This window comes from Streptomyces sp. NPDC094147 (genome assembly GCF_044764265.1).
In the GTDB taxonomy this organism is placed as follows: Bacteria; Actinomycetota; Actinomycetes; order Streptomycetales; family Streptomycetaceae; genus Streptomyces.
In genome coordinates, this window is record NZ_JBIWHT010000031.1 from 16,252 (window position 1) to 31,551 (window position 15,300).

General features: G+C 68.8%; 11 protein-coding genes. 8 read left to right on the forward strand and 3 right to left on the reverse strand.

From position 1 onward, the window contains the following. Window positions 1-47: 47 nt before the first annotated feature. Window positions 48-2,432: an ATP-binding cassette domain-containing protein gene (locus ACIQ8J_RS30310; RefSeq protein ID WP_403276017.1), complete on the reverse strand. Its 2,385-nt coding sequence runs from the start codon at window positions 2,430-2,432 to the stop codon at window positions 48-50. 489 nt (window positions 2,433-2,921) lie between these two features. Here ACIQ8J_RS30310 and ACIQ8J_RS30315 point away from each other — a divergent pair, with 489 nt between their 5' ends. From ACIQ8J_RS30315 to ACIQ8J_RS30340, 6 genes are all read left to right on the forward strand, one after another. Further along, window positions 2,922-3,365 carry an NUDIX domain-containing protein gene (locus ACIQ8J_RS30315; protein ID WP_403276018.1) on the forward strand — a complete coding sequence of 148 codons (444 nt, stop codon included), beginning with the start codon at window positions 2,922-2,924 and terminating at the stop codon, window positions 3,363-3,365. Further along, window positions 3,365-5,245, forward strand: a complete 1,881-nt coding sequence (locus tag ACIQ8J_RS30320; protein WP_403276019.1) for an ATP-binding cassette domain-containing protein — start codon at window positions 3,365-3,367, stop codon at window positions 5,243-5,245. Before ACIQ8J_RS30315 ends, ACIQ8J_RS30320 begins: the two co-directional genes overlap by 1 nt. A 134-nt stretch (window positions 5,246-5,379) precedes the next feature. After that, entirely contained in the window at window positions 5,380-6,327 is a 948-nt protein-coding gene (locus tag ACIQ8J_RS30325) for an ABC transporter ATP-binding protein (protein ID WP_403276020.1), read from the forward strand. Continuing rightward, a complete protein-coding gene (locus ACIQ8J_RS30330; protein WP_403276021.1) occupies window positions 6,324-7,304 on the forward strand; it encodes an ABC transporter permease in 981 nt (326 codons plus the stop codon). Before ACIQ8J_RS30325 ends, ACIQ8J_RS30330 begins: the two co-directional genes overlap by 4 nt. A gap of 78 nt (window positions 7,305-7,382) precedes the next feature. Then, window positions 7,383-7,787 (forward strand): GntR family transcriptional regulator, encoded by a 405-nt coding sequence (locus ACIQ8J_RS30335; protein ID WP_403276022.1) that lies wholly within the window; start codon window positions 7,383-7,385, stop codon window positions 7,785-7,787. Between the two features lie 229 nt (window positions 7,788-8,016). Then, window positions 8,017-8,922: a GNAT family N-acetyltransferase gene (locus tag ACIQ8J_RS30340; protein WP_403276023.1), complete on the forward strand. Its 906-nt coding sequence runs from the start codon at window positions 8,017-8,019 to the stop codon at window positions 8,920-8,922. Between the two features lie 42 nt (window positions 8,923-8,964). Here the strand turns inward: ACIQ8J_RS30340 and ACIQ8J_RS30345 are convergent, their stop codons facing one another. Together ACIQ8J_RS30345 and ACIQ8J_RS30350 are read right to left on the reverse strand one after the other, a co-directional pair. Then, entirely contained in the window at window positions 8,965-10,020 is a 1,056-nt protein-coding gene (locus ACIQ8J_RS30345) for a ParB/RepB/Spo0J family partition protein (RefSeq protein WP_403276025.1), read from the reverse strand. Continuing rightward, complete coding sequence (locus ACIQ8J_RS30350) at window positions 10,017-11,279, reverse strand: ParA family protein (RefSeq protein ID WP_403276026.1); 1,263 nt, start codon at window positions 11,277-11,279, stop codon at window positions 10,017-10,019. Before ACIQ8J_RS30350 ends, ACIQ8J_RS30345 begins: the two co-directional genes overlap by 4 nt. Window positions 11,280-13,081: 1,802 nt before the next feature. Between ACIQ8J_RS30350 and ACIQ8J_RS30355 the strand changes: the two genes are divergently transcribed. After that, window positions 13,082-13,966: a ParA family protein gene (locus ACIQ8J_RS30355; RefSeq protein WP_403276027.1), complete on the forward strand. Its 885-nt coding sequence runs from the start codon at window positions 13,082-13,084 to the stop codon at window positions 13,964-13,966. Beyond that, window positions 13,959-15,095: a hypothetical protein gene (locus ACIQ8J_RS30360; protein WP_403276029.1), complete on the forward strand. Its 1,137-nt coding sequence runs from the start codon at window positions 13,959-13,961 to the stop codon at window positions 15,093-15,095. The genes ACIQ8J_RS30355 and ACIQ8J_RS30360 overlap by 8 nt, the downstream gene beginning before the upstream one ends. Window positions 15,096-15,300: the final 205 nt, after the last annotated feature.

Consider the following 15,300-nt stretch of genomic DNA (forward strand, 5'->3'; position numbering starts at 1 on the left):
GCAACAGGTGTGTCTACGTGGTCAACTCCTGGGCCCGCAACGGCACATCAGGAGCCGACATAGGCCGCGAGGTGTTCGCCGGTGAGGGTGGGGCGGGTGGCGACGAGGTCGGCGGGGGTGCCCTCGAAGACGATCCGGCCGCCGTCGTGACCGGCGCCGGGGCCCAGGTCGATGATCCAGTCGGCGTGCGCCATGACCGCCTGGTGGTGCTCGACCACGATGACCGACTTACCGGAGTCGACAAGCCGGTCGAGCAGGCCGAGCAGATGCTCGACGTCGGCGAGGTGGAGGCCGGCGGTCGGCTCGTCGAGGATGTAGACGCCGCCTTTCTCTGCCATGTGAGTGGCCAGCTTGAGCCGCTGCCGCTCGCCGCCGGACAGCGTGGTGAGCGGCTGGCCCAGGGTGAGGTAGCCGAGCCCGACGTCGGCGAGCCGCTCAAGGATCTTGTGAGCGGCCGGCGTACGCGCATCACCGGCGCCGAAGAATTCCTCGGCCTCGGCCACCGACATCGCGAGCACCTCGCTGATGTCGCGGCCGCCGAGGTGGTAGTCCAGGACCGATGCCTCGAACCGCTTGCCCTCGCACTCCTCACAGGTGGTGGCGACCCCGGCCATCATCGCCAGGTCGGTGTAGATGACACCGGCGCCGTTGCAGGTGGGGCAGGCGCCCTCGGAGTTGGCGCTGAACAGCGCCGGCTTCACGCCGTTGGCCTTCGCGAACGCCTTGCGGATCGGGTCGAGCAGTCCGGTGTACGTCGCCGGGTTGCTCCGCCGCGAGCCGCGGATGGAGCTCTGGTCGACCGACACCACGCCTTCGCCGGGCGGGACCGAGCCGTGCACGAGCGAGCTCTTGCCGGAACCGGCGACACCCGTGACGACGGTCAGCACCCCGAGCGGGATGTCGACATCGACATCGCGCAGGTTGTGCGTCCTCGCGCCGCGGATCTCCAGCGTGCCGGTGGACTTGCGCACCGTCTCCTTGACGGCGGCCCGGTCATCGAAATGGCGGCCGGTGACGGTGCCGCCGGTCCGCAGCCCCTCGACGGTGCCCTCGAAGCAGACCGCACCGCCCGCCGTACCGGCACCCGGACCGAGGTCGACGATGTGGTCGGCGATCGCGATCGTCTCCGGCTTGTGCTCCACGACGAGCACCGTGTTGCCCTTGTCCCGCAGCCGCAGCAGCAGGCCGTTCATCCGCTGGATGTCATGGGGGTGCAGGCCGATGGTGGGCTCGTCGAAGACGTACGTCACATCGGTGAGCGCGGAGCCGAGGTGGCGGATCATCTTGACGCGCTGCGCCTCGCCGCCCGACAGCGTGCCCGAGGGCCGGTCGAGCGAGAGGTAGCCGAGGCCGATCTCCACGAACGAGTCGAGGCTCTGCTGGAGCGCGGTGAGCAGCGGCGCCACCGACGGCTCGTCGAGGCCGCGGACCCACTCGGCCAGGTCGCTGATCTGCATCGCGCAGGCGTCGGCGATGCCGACCTTCTTGATCTTCGAGGACCGGGCCCCCTCGTTGAGCCGGGTTCCGTCGCACTCGGGGCAGGTGGTGAAGGTGACCGCCCGGTCCACGAACTCCCGGATGTGCGGCTGCATGCCCTCCCGGTCCTTGGCGAGCATCGACTTCTGGATCCGCGGGACCAGCCCCTCGTACGTCATGTTGATGCCCGCGATCTTCATCCTGGTCGGCTCGCGGTGCAGGAAGTCCTGCAGTTCCCTCTTGGTGTACTTGCGGATCGGCTTGTCCGGGTCGAAGAAGCCCGACTCGCTGTAGAGCCGCGAGTTCCAGCCGCCTCCTGTGTAGCCGGGGACGGTGATCGCGCCCTCGGAGAGCGACTTGGAGTCGTCGTAGAGCTGGGTGAGATCCAGATCGGTGACCGTGCCCCGGCCTTCGCAGCGCGGGCACATGCCGCCGGTGATGCTGAAGCTGCGGCGCTCCTTCACGGTCCGTCCGCCGCGCTCCATGGTGACCGCGCCGGCTCCGCTGATCGAGGCGACGTTGAAGGAGAAGGCCTTGGGCGAGCCGATGTGCGGCTTCCCGAGCCGGCTGAAGAGGATGCGCAGCATCGCGTTGGCGTCGGTGACGGTGCCGACCGTGGAGCGGGGGTCGGCACCCAACCGCTGCTGGTCGACGGTGATCACGGTGGTCAGCCCGTCGAGTACGTCGACCTCGGGGCGCGCCAGCGTCGGCATGAAGCCCTGCACGAAGGCGCTGTACGTCTCGTTGATCATCCGCTGCGACTCGGCGGCGATCGTGCTGAACACCAGGGAGCTCTTGCCCGAGCCGGAGACGCCGGTGAACACCGTGAGGCGGCGCTTGGGGATCTCTACGCTGACGTCCTTGAGGTTGTTCACGCGCGCGCCGTGCACACGGATCAGGCCGTGGCTGTCGGCAACGTGCGGCGCAGGCGACTGCGGGTCCTTCTTCGTGGCCATGCTCTTCGGGTCTCCATCTGTCGATACGGGGCCGCCTTCGTGGTCCCCGTCGGTGTCGCCTGGCTCGATCCGAACGGCTTCGAGCAGTACGTCTGGTCCTGCTACGCCCCGGCCACGCGGGAGCGGGGGCCGGTCACCGGTCCTCTCGTGGTCGCTCCTGAAGTCGTGGGCACATCGCGGAGCCGACTGTGATGTCCATGACCGTCAACGCTAGCCCCGGCCCGATGACCGCGCTTCTCGATTCCTGATCGGTTCGTCTCCGCTGCCCCGACCGGGGACTCCGGGCGCAAAAGCAATCACCGGTTCGAGTGATCGCATCCCCAGGAGTGGATCGAACGCAAGATCACGACGCTGCGGCCCGGCAGCACGGACCCCTCGCCCGACCTGGAACGTTCGAGCGATGACTCGCCCCCACGTCACCGTTACGCATGACCGGCCCGGCCGGTTTCCCGAGCACCTGTCCGTACGGATGCCACCGGAGGCGCTCCCATGCGAACCCAGCCCAACATCATCGGTGTTCACCTCGTGTTCGAACAGGTCGGCCAGGTGCTCCTCCAACAGCGGTCGCCCTCGGCCGAGTTCGCCCCCAACGAATGGCATCTGCCGGCCGGACATCTGGAGGCGGAGTCGGCCGTGGAGTGTGCCGTGCGGGAGTCCGGCGAAGAGCTCGGCGTGGAGATCGATCCGCAGGATCTCCGCCTCGTCCACGTACTCCACTACCGCGACGGGATCGACAGCACCCCGCGCATGCAGCTGTTCTTCCGGGTCCTCGCCCACCGGGGCACCCCGAGGATCTGCGAGCCCGACCGCTGCACCGCGCTGGCCTGGCATCCGTACGCGGCACTGCCCGCCCCGCTCGTCGACTACACCGCCGTCGCACTCACCGCCATCGCCGCCAACCGCCCGTACACCGCGATGGGCTGGGGCGCGTGATGGCCACGAAACCCGAGCTCACGGCCCCGTTGCCGCCGCCCCCGCCGGCCGAGATCACGTACGAGGGGAACCAGGCCAAGAACCCCCTCAGCGAGACCTCCTTCGCGCAGCTGTGCTCCCGGCTGCCCTCGGTGCTCGGGCACACGGCCCGGATGGCTTGGAGCACCGACCGCGGGGCCGTGCTCCTGCTCCTGTTCTGCCAGCTGCTCACCGGTGCGTCCGCCGCCGTCCTGCTGGCCTTCACCGCGCAGGCCATGCAGCCGGTCCTGCGGGGCGGGGCGGCCTCGGAGCGGCTCCACGCGGCCCTCCCCTTCCTGCTGGTCGTCGCCGCCGCGAGCGCTGCCGGCCGCGTCGCCACCGCGCTGTCGGGCTACGCGGACGGACGGATCACCCCGCCGCTGACCACCGAGGCGGACACCGCTCTGGTGGCGGCCGTGTGCCGGGTCGAGGCCGCCGCGCACGCGCGTGACGGGTTCTGCGACCGGCAGGAGGCGGCGGAGATGGGCGTGGTCCGTACGCACACGATGGTGCAGGACGCGACGCGGTTCCTGTCCGCCCTGGTCCGGATGGTCACCGCGAGCGGCGTGCTGTCCGTCCTGCATCCGCTGATGCTGCCGTTGATCGTCCTGGCCGTGGTTCCCGCGGGTGTCGGCTCGGTGCTGTCCGCGCGCGTCACCTACGAGACGCACTACGCCAACATCGGTGACCGCACCGTGCGCCACATGATGCGCTGGTGGTCGACCACCGCGAAGTACACCGACGAGGTCCGGGCGAACGGGATGACCGGCTACCTCCTGTACTGGTACCGGGCCCTGTCCGAGCGGATCGACCGGCGCACCCTGCGCGACGTGCCCCGGATGCTGCGCATCGTCCTGGCCGGCTCGGCGATCGGGGGCGTCTTCCTCGCCGGCACCTGGGCCGCGCTCGCCTGGCTCGCCGTCACCGGACGCGTGGAGCTCGCCGTCGCCGCGACGGCGGTCATCGCCGTACAGACCTCCCTCGCCGCGCTCTCCCAGCTCGTGATCTACGGCGCGGCGATGTTCCACACCAGCCTCTACCTCGCCGACATGCGCTCCTTCCTCGACCTGGCGGATCAACTAGCGCCCAGGCGCGGCGAGTTGATGGTTCCGGAGCGGGTGCGCGAGATCCGGCTGGACGAGGTCGTCCACCAGTACCCGGGCAAGGACACTCCCGCGGTCGACCATGTCTCGCTCACCTTGCGACGCGGCGAGATCGTGGCCGTCGTCGGCGAGAACGGCTGCGGCAAGTCCACCCTGATGCGCCTGGTCACGGGCATCCTCCTGCCCGACAAGGGCGCGGTCACCTGGGACGGGACCGACCTCGCCGATGCGGACCCGCACAGCGTCTGGGCGCGTACCGGACTGGTGCCCCAGAACTTCGCCCAGTGGCCCCTGCGGGTGCGCGAGAACGTGACGCTCGGCCAGCCCCGCACCCCGGACGACACCCTCGTGTGGGAGGCCCTCGACGCGGTCGGCATGCGCACCCCGGTCCAGGACCTGCGCCACGGCCTGGACACCCTGCTGGCCCGTGAGCTCTTCGGCGGCGTGGAGCTGTCCGGCGGCCAGTTCCAGCGCGTGGCCTGCTCGCGCGCCCTGTACCGGAGCCCTGCCCTGCTGGTGATGGACGAGCCGACGTCCCAGATGGACGTACGGGGCGAGCGCGACATGTTCGACGCGATCAGGGCCGTCGCGGCCGACCGGATCACCCTCATGGTCACCCACAACCTGGAGAACACGAAGGTCGCCGACCGGATCGTCGTGATGGAGCGCGGCCGGATCATCGAGCAGGGCCCGTACGACGAACTCGCCCATGGCGGCGGGCTGTTCGCGGAGCTGCTCGCCATCTCGAAGGACCGCTGACGCGACCCGGCGGGTGCGGTCCTGGCGCACCGCACCCGCTCCCACTCCCCACGCCCACGGCGTTTGACATGCCATCGCCGCGAAGACCATGATTCCACTAGTTGACTAGTGGAATTCAGGGAAGGGGAGGGCGCATGCCACATATGGCCACTTCCGGGGCGGCGGCCGGTGGGCAATGGGCCCTGGAGGCGCGGGGACTGGGCAAGAAGTACCGGCGGGGGTGGGCGCTCGAAGACTGCTCCTTCCGGATTCCGGCCGGTCGCGTCTGCGGTCTGGTGGGGCCCAACGGGGCCGGAAAGAGCACCCTGCTGGGGCTCGCCACCCGGCTCGTCGAGCCGACCCGCGGCGAGTTGCGGATCTTCGGGGTGCCGGTCGACGAGCCCGCCGCCATGCCGCGCTACGCCTATCTCGGCCAGGACAAGCCGCTGTTCAAGCGGTTCACGGTGGCCGAGACCCTGCGCCTGGGCCAGGAACTCAACCCGGGGTGGGACCAGGCCGCGGCCGAGCGGATCGTCCGGGCCGGACAGGTCCCGCTGGACGCCCGGGTGGGGACACTCTCGGGCGGCCAGCGCACCCGCGTCGCCTTCGCGCTCGCCTTCGGCAAGCGGCCCGAACTGCTGCTCCTGGACGAGCCGATGGCCGACCTCGACCCGCTCGCCCGCGACGAGATGGGCTCGCTGCTCATGTCGGAGGTGGCCGAGCGGGGCACCACGGTGCTGATGTCCTCCCATGTGCTCGGCGACCTTGAGCACATGTGCGACTACCTCCTCGTGCTGGCCGGCGGCCATGTCCGCATGGCCGGCGAGACGGACGAGCTGGTGCCGATGCACACCCTGGTCACCGGGCTGACCACGGACGGGGGGCTGCCCGCCGCGCTGTCCGCGCACACCGTGATCGATGTCCGCACCGCCGGGCGGCAGTTCACCGCACTGGTGCGGCACCACGGGCCGATCGATCCGGACTGGCAGCGGGTCGAACCCAGCATGGAGGAAGTACTGCTCGGCTACCTCCGTCACCCCGAGGCCCCCGCGCTCCTCTCCCCCACCGCGGGCCCCGACCACCGAGAGGAGTACGTGGCATGAGCACCCTCACCAGCACCCCCGTCCAGCAGGAGACCGCCGCGCCCCGGCGGCTGCGCGGACTCGCCTGGCTGATGGTGCGTCAGCACCGGTCGGCGCTGCTCGCCTGCACCGCGGCGACCGTACTCGGCGCGGCCTGGATCGTCTACCAGCGCGGCGCCATGCTGGACTCCCTGCACAGCGCGGGCTGGCCCGGCAAGCCCACCGACGTCCTCGACCACGCCATGCTCCAGCACTTCAGCAGAACCTTCAGCGACGCCGCCGGCTACCTCTCCTATCTGCCCATGCTGTTCGGCGTGTTCCTCGGCGCCCCCCTCACCTCCTCCGACCAGGAACACGGCACCGCCCAACTGGTCACCACCCAGTCCGTGCCCCGACTGCGCTGGCTCCTGTGGAAGCTGGGCTTCGCCCTGGCCCTCGTCGTGGTGACGACCGGAATCCTGGGCGCGCTGTTCACCTGGTGGTGGCGGGCCGCCGGCCCCGTCGCATCCAGCAACTGGCTCGACGGGTGGGTCTTCGACAACACCGGCCCGGTGCTGACCACGCTCACGTTGTTCACCACGTCCCTCGGCATCGTCATCGGCGCGCTGCTCCGCCGCGCGGTCACCGCCATGACCCTCACGTTCCTCGGCTCGGCCGCCTTCCTCCTCGTCGCCGACTACCTCAGGCCCCACCTCGGCACCCCGCGCCGGATCGCCTTCCCGCTCGACAGCGAGCACCCGGCGGGCCTCACCGACGCGGTCCAGGTCGACCAGTGGGTCGGCACCGCCTCGGGCAAGCTCTACGGGTGGAGCACCTGCGTGAACGACTCCGCCCCCGAGGCCTGCCGTGCCAAGCGCGGCATCGTCAACTCGGTCTGGGACTACTTCGGTTACGACCAGATGCCGACCCTGCAGTGGACCGCGGCCGGCCTGCTGCTCGCGGGGACCGCGGCCCTGATCGCGCTGGTCTGGTGGCGGACCCGGCGCCACCCGCTGTAGCCGTACGACGATGGACAACGGCATACGCTGGGGCGCCCCCGGCAGCAACCAGGGCAGAGACGGAAGGAGGCGGGTGCGGTGGTCGTGTTCCGCATAGAGCGACGCAGCGGCGTGCCCGCGTACCGCCAGATCGTCCATCAGGTCGAACAGGCCCTGCGCATGGGGGCGTTGACCGAGGGAGACCGGCTGCCCACGGCGGCGCAGGTCGCCGCCGACACGAAGGTCAACCCCAACACCACGCTGAAGGCGTACCGGGAGCTGGAGCGGTCCGGTCTGGTCGAGGTGCGCCAGGGCGCGGGCACCTTCATCACCCGCTCCCTGGCCACCCCGCAGACCGCACCCGAGTCACCGCTGCGGTCCCGGCTCGGCGACTGGATGCGCGAGGCGAGAGCGGAAGGCCTGACGGAACAGGACGTCACCACCCTGTTCAACACGGCCCTGGACGAGACCTTCGCGGTCGACAGGGCCCCTGAACGGCTTTAGTTGCGGGCCTTGCGAGACCCGGAAGCGCCGTACGGCTCCCTGATCGCCTGCCGGCGCCTCGAAGGTCCCGGCACACCAGGACAGTCCCGTTCGACGCTCCACGGTGCCATTCTGTGGGTCGCTTTTCGAGCCGTCTCTCCGAAATTCTCGATAGAGGAGATTTACTCGACCGTCCGACGGCCGACCGAGACCACTGGCCCCGCACCCATTCTCTGACTAAAGTCAGAGAATGGGTGACGACGCAGAGCAGATCGCACAGGTGCGGCGGTTCAACCGCACCGTCACGGAACGCGTGGGCGTGCTCCACGACCGCTACCTGGGCCGCGACCGGCCCATCGGCGAGGCCCGGCTCATCTGGGAGATCGGCGACCGGGGCCAGGACGTGCGGCGGCTGCGCGAGCGGCTCGGGCTCGACTCCGGGTACGTCAGTCGTCTGCTGCGCTCCTTGGAGAGCGACGGCCTGGTGACGGTGCAGCCGCAGCCCGAGGACCGGCGGGTGCGTACCGTCCGGCTCACCGAGGCGGGCCGCGCGGAGCGCGCCGTGCTCGACGGCCGCAGCGACGAACTGGCCGGAGCCCTTCTGGAACCGCTCAACACCTCCCAGCGCGCCCGGCTGGTCGCCGCCATGGCCGAGGTCGACCGCCTGCTGACCGCCGCCACGGTCACCCTGGACGCCGTCGCCCCGGACTGCCCCGACGCCCGGCACTGCCTGCTGGCGTACTTCACCGAACTCCAGGAACGCTTCGACACCGGCTTCGACCCCGCGCGGAGCCTGCTGCCCGACGCCGGCGAACTCCGGCCGCCGCGCGGTCTGTTCCTGGTCGCCCGGATGCACGGGGAGCCGATCGGCTGCGCCGGACTGAAGCTGCCGCCCGGCGCCCCGGCCGAGATCAAACGCATGTGGGTCGCACCCCACGCCCGGGGCCTCGGCCTCGGCCGCCGGTTCCTCGCCGAGCTGGAGGCGCGGGCCGCCGAGCACGGCCGCGACGTACTGCGCCTGGACACCAACAAAGCGCTCGGCGCCGCGATCGGCCTGTACCACTCGTTCGGCTTCGAGGAGGTCCCCGCCTTCAACGACGAGCCCTACGCCCACCACTGGTTCGAGAAGCGCATCACCACGTCGACCACAGAATGAGGGTTCCGTCGGCGGGCGGAACCCTCACGCTCAGCTGGAGACTCAGGAACGCAGCACGGTGCGGTTGTGGTGTTGCAGCAGCAGCGTCAGCGCGAGGACGTCCTCTTGTCCCAGCCGATCGATGATGCACTGGGCCAGCTGCTCGACGCTCTCCCATGCCTTCGGGTCCCCCGCCGCGTCCGCCATTGCAAGCTCCGCACCGGCGGCCGGGGTCATAACGCCGTTATGAGTGGGAGCGGATTCCGCACCCTTGCCCTCGCCCTCGACTTTGCCTCCGTCGGCGTCTGACGGTACGTCTGCTGCCCCTGCCGATCGCTGAGTCATAACGGCGTTATGGGGTGCGGGGTCCTGACGGCGGCTGGCCTTCTTCTGCTGCTTGCGTTCGTCGGCTTCGCGCGCCCGGCGGTCCGCGGCCTCCCGCTGCTGCTCGGGAGAGAGACGGGCCAGACCGCGTACGTGCTCGATCTTGCGCTTGCCGCTTTCGAGGTCGGCCTGCAGAGCCGGGGTGAGAGCGAGGAGCGACAGCTTCTGGGAGATGTTCGGCTGGCTCAGGCCGAGGCGTTTGGCCGCCTTGCCCTGAGAGCCGTAGAAGTCGACCAGCTTCTTGAGCGCGGTGGCGTACTCCAGGTCCGAGAGGCTCTCCTTCTGCGCGTTGGCGACGAAGGCGGCTTCCAGGAGGGCTTCATCGGTCGCCGCGAAGCTGTCGTCGAAGGTGACCTTGATGTCCGTGAAGCCGGCCTCCTGCGCGGCGGCCAGGCGACGGTGACCGTCTACGACGACGTACTCGGCACCCGCTTTGAGCTCGCCCTGCCGTCCGGGCCGGCCTTCCAGGTAGGCCGCGACCGACGCCACCGTGATGGCCTGCACCTGTCCGACCTCGGCGAGGCTGGAGGCTAGACCGCTGAGGTCGCCGAGCGTCTCGCGGGGGTTGTCCGGGTTCTCGCTGATCAGCCCGATCGACAGCATGGGTGCGTGCTGCGGCGGATTCGTGCCGGTGACTTGGGCGATGAGCTGGCCCCGCAGGCTGGTCGCCCGCGCCGCGTTGCCGAATGACGTGGAAGGGCCGACCCGGGCGGCGGCGCTCTGACGACTGTTCACAGGCTTTCCTTGGCGATGGCCCGCATGACGTTCGCTTGGGGGCAGTCGGGTGCGTAGGACAGGAGGGGTACTTTGCCGCGTACCGCTTCGCGTTGTTCCTTGAGGCGGTCGATCACGGCGATGACGGGCGGGTGCTCCTTCCCCAGTTCGAGCCAGGACCTCATGGACGAGGTGATGATGTATCCGTCGCGCGGGTCGTAGGCGTTGACGACGAGGCCGAGGTAGTCGACCTCGATGCGCCAGTCGTGCTTACCCGATTCGATCTGGTCGATGAGCATGGCGTAGGCGTCCGCGGAGGAGTCCTCGGCGAGGACGACGATGACCGTGCCGGAGACGCCGGGGGCCTCGCCTTCCCTTCGGCGGCCGTAATAGATCGCGGCGTCCATCCCCACACCGAGACTGGGCGGGCAGTCGACGACGATGACGTCGTAGTCCGATTCCAGCGGCTCAAGGGCGCGTTCGAGGGTCGCCTGCCGGTTGCGGGCCGAGACGATCATGATGTCGAGGAGGAAGGAGTCCGGGCAGGCGGGCAGGACGTCCAGACGGCCGCCGAAGCGGGGCTCCTTGACGGTGACGACCAGGTCCTTGATCGTCCCACTGGTGGCCTGCCCGGACATGTGCTTGGCCAGGCTGTCCCCGTCGGCGGGGAGGTGCTGAAGGCCGAGTTGCTTGGTCAGATGCCCTTGGGGGTCGTAGTCGACAAGCAGCACGCGAAGGCCCATCCCGGTGGCTTGCTGGGCCTCCGTGAGCGCGCTCAGGTTCTCGCGGGGAACTCCCGCGGCGGCCGCGGCTTTGGTGATGCCGTTCTCGACGCCGACGACGGCCGAGGGGTCTTCGGCGTAGGCCTCGGCGATCCCGGCGGCGACGGCGGTCTTGCCGACGCCGCCCTTCTGGTTGCACACGATCTTGCGCCGGGGGATGCCGGTGACGGGTCGGTGCTTGGGGGAAGGGTGTTCACGCAGCCACAGTGCGATCGACTGCGAGAGCCCCTGGACGAAGGGAATGCGGGCGTGCTGGCAGCTGGCCTTCAGTGCGTCCCACTGGCCGGGCAGCAGCCAGGTCGAGAACGTCGCCGCTCCCGAGGTGTCGACGACCGAGAGCCTCTCGTCCGTCGCCCGCCACATTTCGATGCCTTCCGCGGTGGCGTCCTGGATGTCCACGCCGAGTTCGGCGGCGCGGATCTTCAAGTCCTGGCGGAGCCAGACGGGCAGCTTGGAGACAACTTTCTCTCTGTCTTCGGCGTGCTTCGGCGTAACCATGAAGTCAGCATACTAACTTCCGGTCTCTTCGGTATGACCTGCCATCACATGACCGTTCCACCGCCCCAATTGATCGGCTGGGCCCGTGCCGGACCGGGACAAGACGGGCGGCCGGGCGCTCCGCCGACTCTCCAACCCGGCCTGGTCCGATCGGCACGGCAGCCTCCAGGAGCCGCGCTCCCCCATCACGCCCGTCAAGAATGGCCCGCTTCAAGTCCCCCGGAGCGAGCCAGAACCGTCTCCCACTCCCTCCGGAAGAGGCACCAGAAGGGTGCTTGCCGGTCGCCCATGGCCTCCCCGTGCCGCCGCATTCCGCCCCTTTGGCGACGGACGACGACGGACGACGATGCACGACCACGGAGATGAGCGCCGTCTTCGTTCGCACGGTGGCGCAGATTGAGTGCCGGATCCGGAGAGCTTCGGGCTCCACTTCGGTCCTATTTCGAGTGCCTTTCGTTCCCGTTCCGGCTGTCTGAGCCGCTCAGAACGAGGACTGAGCAAGGACGGAAGTGGGCTCGTCCGCGCTCGCCTTAGGCGTGAGACGCCTCTGCGGAGACGCCTTCGGACACGTCCGCGGACCGCGTTGCCGGAGCCTGAAGGGGGAAAGTTGGATGAGTGTCGGCGCGATTTTTGGCGCGAGTGGCTTCTGAACGGCTTCGTCGGCGCGGCTCCCTGGCGTCGCGGAGACGCGTTCAGGCCGTCTCTGGCGAGCCTCGCGCCGGCCTGAAGAGCTCCCCCGCTGCGAAGTTTTCGGGCTCGCAGCAACACTCATTTCTGGCGGCCCGACGCGGGCTTGGGGCGAGCTTGGCACGGGCTTGGCGTCGACTGACGGGTTCGGTTTAGCCGAGCGTCGTCGCTGCAGTTCGTAGATCGCTGAGCTCTGACCAAACCCCAGGCGAACTGGGAATATAACGATGCATGTCCCCTAATAGAAGCCTATAGATACTTCGTTTCAAGTTGGCTTGACAGTTGTGTTATTTGGCGCGATGGAGGTTGCCTCACCTCTATGGATTCATCTAGCGGTAGATGCACCACTACATATCCTGTTTCTTGTGTGGATTTTCCTCTCGTTGAGCATCACGAACACTGCAACGACACATGTTGCCCTATAACTAGTCGCATCACTGCGTTGCTAGTCATCTAACTTACGAACCAGCTAACGAACCCTCCAACGGACTGACGAGCTAACGAGCTTGCTTACTAGCTGACCCGCTTGCCGACCCGCTGTCGGACGAACCGTCGCGCTGTCCGTCCAGCTGACGTACGAGCGTGCTAGCTGACCTACGGACGAACCATGTTGCGTGCGATCTGACGGACCATCGCGCTTACCATCTAGCTTGCTTGCGCGCATACGCGCTTACGTACCCGCTAACCCTCTTGCCTACGAACGAGCGAACGCTCGAACTGTCGCTCTATCCCTCTCGCTTACGAACTGACGAGGTGACCCGCGTACCGTCTGTCTGACGAACTGTCCCTCGTACCACCGCTCGCTCGCGTATCGTCGTTCGGGCGCTCAGGCGGACCAACCTGCGGCCTCGGTGACGGTGCGTCAGTTGTCCCGCCTTGCGTGCGGTTCAGCGCGTCGCCTCACGGACGGTCCGGAGATCCTGTTAAGGTCACCCTCAATGATCCCGTGTCACTAGATCATTGGCGGCACCCCGGCAGGGGTTGACGGGAAGTAAAGGGACATAAACGGCCCTTCTCTCCCTCCGCTGTCGTTCCAGGAGTGGCTTGCTGACCTGGTGTCACGGGACGGATAGAGCTGATAGCAGCAGCCGAGAGGCAGAGAGGCGGTAGTCGCGATGAAGGTCATCGCCGTCGCAACCCAGAAGGGAGGGGTCGGCAAGACCAGCACTACCGTGAATCTTGGAGCGAGCCTGGCCCTCGCCGGCGCGCGCGTACTGGTTGTGGACCTCGATCCACAGGCCCAGGCCGGTACTGCCCTCGGAGTGAACCTGTCCGACGGGGAGCAGCTCGCCCGCTCGCTCGGCTGGGTGTTGCAGGGCCGACTGCAGGGCATGCCGCTGGATCTTCCCAGCGCCTGGTACGACCGCAGTGAGCTCCTCTCCGAGTGGGAGGACGCGGGCACCCTGCATCTTCTGGCGAGTGAGGAATCGACGATGACGTCGGTTCAGGACATCATCCACCGCAAGGGCTACCACGCGACGCCGATCGTGCGCCGCATGCTGCTTGAGGTGACCGACCTCTTCGACTTCGTCGTCATCGACACCCCGCCTGCGGTCTCCTCGCTGTCGGCCACCGCGCTGGCCGCCGCCGACTACGTCGTGACCGTCTGCGTCCCGGAGTACCCGGCCCTCAAGGGAGCGGCCGCCACCCGGGGGACGGTCGCCTACGTCAAGGACCGCACCGGAGGCGAGTGCGATCCACAGTACCTGGGCGCCGTACTGAACCGCTCGAACCCGCCGTCGAAGTGGAAGGCCCAAGAGGTCAACATCCGCAACGGCATGCTTGAGGCGGATCTCAAGCCGTTCATGACGGACATCCGCAGTGACAACCGGATCTCCGATTCCTTCGCCTACGGCGTCCCGGCCGCGATCCGCTTCGCCAGTCACGCACCCGGCAAGCTGTACGGACAGTTGATGACCCAGATCCTTGAGCGCATGCAGCAGCCGGCGCAGAAGTGGGAGACGCCCGAACTGATCTCGCTGGAGGACTCCGTTGAGTAACTCCGACGACATCACGCAGCCCGTGCCCCGCGCGGGAGGGGCCAAGCCGAAGAAGAAGGCTCCCAACCACTTCAAGGCCGTCGGCACCTCCTTGGTGGCGGGGCTGCTCGCGGGGGCCGACCAGGTCGCCGAACGGTCGTTCCTCGGCGGGGCCAACCTCGACTCGGACACCGCCGCCCCGGCGGCTCAGACGCCGCCGAAGCCGGGGAGATCCGTACCGCCGCAGGCAGCCAGTGAGGACCCGCCCGCCGCGCCCGCGTCGTCCACCGCGTCCACTGCGCCCGCGCCGTCGGCGCCCCCGGTGTCCGATGCCCCGGCGGGTGCTGACACCCATGCCGGAGGCGATGCCGGAGCCGACTCCAGGAGCACGGCCCGCACCGATGCCGGGGGAGGGGCCGCGAAGTCCCCTGCCGCCCGCCGCGTGGCCGTGACCGACGACGTACGGACGCCGGCTCGCGCGGTCAAGACGCCGTCAGCTGCTGCTGCCCCGGCGCCCGTTGCCCCGAAGGCAGTGGTTCGTGAGGACGCCCCGGCGGCCGTTCAGCCGACGAAGGCGGCAGTCCGTGAGGACGCCCCCGCGCCGGAGCGACGGGATCCTGCTCCTGCCGATGAGGAGGCGTCCTCGCCGCGTCGCCGTCTGCGCGCCGCCGGAAAGCCCTGGGCCCATGCCGCACTGCACGAGAGCTTCGCCAGCGCGAAGATCCGCTCGGAGGGCTGGACCAGTTACGGATTCCGGCTCGACCCGGAGGTGCTGGCCGAACTGAAGGCGCGTATCAAGACCGATCGCCGGACGTCCGCGAACACCCTGCTCAGTCTGGGGCACTACCTCGATGCCGCGCTGCGGCACATTCCGGAGGACGTCGACGCCCAGATCGCGATGGCGCAGGCCTTCCTCGACGAGCGCATGGGCGTGGTGGCGGCGGGCAAGCAGTCGACGTTCCGGGTGGGGCCGGAGGCCTACGCTCTGGTCCGCAGCCTCAACCAGGGGCTCCAGGAGGCGGACTACGGACGTCGCGGACTGTACGTCGTCTCCGCCGCCCTGGAGGCCCTGATGCAGGCGATGGATGCCGAGGGGGAGTTGCGGCGGCCCGAGCGGCGGATGAAGGTTCAGCGCCCGGCGTCCTCATAGCGGGACGGCACAACAGCGGAACCTGCCGCCTCGGCGGCAGTGTCGATGTGGGTGTGGCCCGTGCCTAGGCACGGGCCACACCCATATCCGCGTCCTGGCCGTGATCCTGGTCCAGCTCGGCAGACAACCCGCTGTCCAACGAGCACATGCACCGAAGGTTACGGCGATATTTGTCACGTTTCCTATTGCGCTGTTTGCTGCCCTC

Coding starts and splice junctions, on each gene's coding strand:
- ACIQ8J_RS30330 (WP_403276021.1), top strand. CDS start 6,324: ATGAGCACCCTCACCAGCACCCCCGTCCAGCAGGAGACCGCCGCGCCC.
- ACIQ8J_RS30310 (WP_403276017.1), bottom strand. CDS start 2,432: ATGGCCACGAAGAAGGACCCGCAGTCGCCTGCGCCGCACGTTGCCGAC.
- ACIQ8J_RS30355 (WP_403276027.1), top strand. CDS start 13,082: ATGAAGGTCATCGCCGTCGCAACCCAGAAGGGAGGGGTCGGCAAGACC.
- ACIQ8J_RS30315 (WP_403276018.1), top strand. CDS start 2,922: ATGCGAACCCAGCCCAACATCATCGGTGTTCACCTCGTGTTCGAACAG.
- ACIQ8J_RS30320 (WP_403276019.1), top strand. CDS start 3,365: ATGGCCACGAAACCCGAGCTCACGGCCCCGTTGCCGCCGCCCCCGCCG.
- ACIQ8J_RS30325 (WP_403276020.1), top strand. CDS start 5,380: ATGCCACATATGGCCACTTCCGGGGCGGCGGCCGGTGGGCAATGGGCC.
- ACIQ8J_RS30350 (WP_403276026.1), bottom strand. CDS start 11,279: ATGGTTACGCCGAAGCACGCCGAAGACAGAGAGAAAGTTGTCTCCAAG.
- ACIQ8J_RS30340 (WP_403276023.1), top strand. CDS start 8,017: ATGGGTGACGACGCAGAGCAGATCGCACAGGTGCGGCGGTTCAACCGC.